We start from the raw sequence: 680 nt of genomic DNA on the forward strand, positions 1-680 counted from the left end.
CCACCTAGAATGGACAATAGAACCATCATAGTGTTCATGTGTCCCGCGCCACGCATAAGAAGTGGTCTCACTAGGTTGTCGATCGCGCCTACCACCCCTATAGACCAAACGGTTAACAAAAGTGCTCCTGAGTAATCCTGTGTCAGTAATAAGAACAGGATTGCAGGGATTAATACAATGGATGTTCCAAGGATTGGAATGAGCGATGCGACACTTATGATTGCACCCCAAAGCAGGCCTTGAAATCCAACCGCATACATTCCAACTCCGCCGGCGAATCCTTGAAGTAGTGCTGTGGCCAATGTGCCAAAAATAATGGTTCTGGAAACGTGTTTCGTTTGGGTTAGCAGCAGTTGTTGTTGGCCTTCGGGTAATACTACGAGTGTTTTGATGTTGGTGATGATGCTCTCGTGATCTCTCAAGAAGAAGAACAAAACGAAAATCATGATCAGAAATGCTATGACGGCATTGGTAAGGTTGGCGAGTAAAGTTCCGCCGTACTGAAGAGCTTTACTGCTGATAGAGGCGCTGTATGTGAGGATGTGTTGATTGATGTCTTGGATGGTAAGCGGTTCGAGCAGTACGTACTCGTTCAGCCACTCGAGATGTGTTTGAGACCAATCTGCCGAAATTACGTTCTGGAGTCCGCTGCTAACCGTCCACTGATAGATGTCGTGTGA

1 protein-coding gene is annotated in these 680 nt (G+C 46.8%); it reads right to left on the reverse strand.

The features are described 5' to 3' along the window. Positions 1-680 (reverse strand): AI-2E family transporter (locus AB4585_RS22330; protein WP_372171002.1); only part of this gene is annotated, 680 nt, incomplete at both ends.

Origin of the sequence: Vibrio sp. 10N.222.49.C9 (genome assembly GCF_041474985.1) — a bacterium.
GTDB classification, from domain to species: Bacteria; Pseudomonadota; Gammaproteobacteria; order Enterobacterales; family Vibrionaceae; genus Vibrio; species Vibrio crassostreae_C.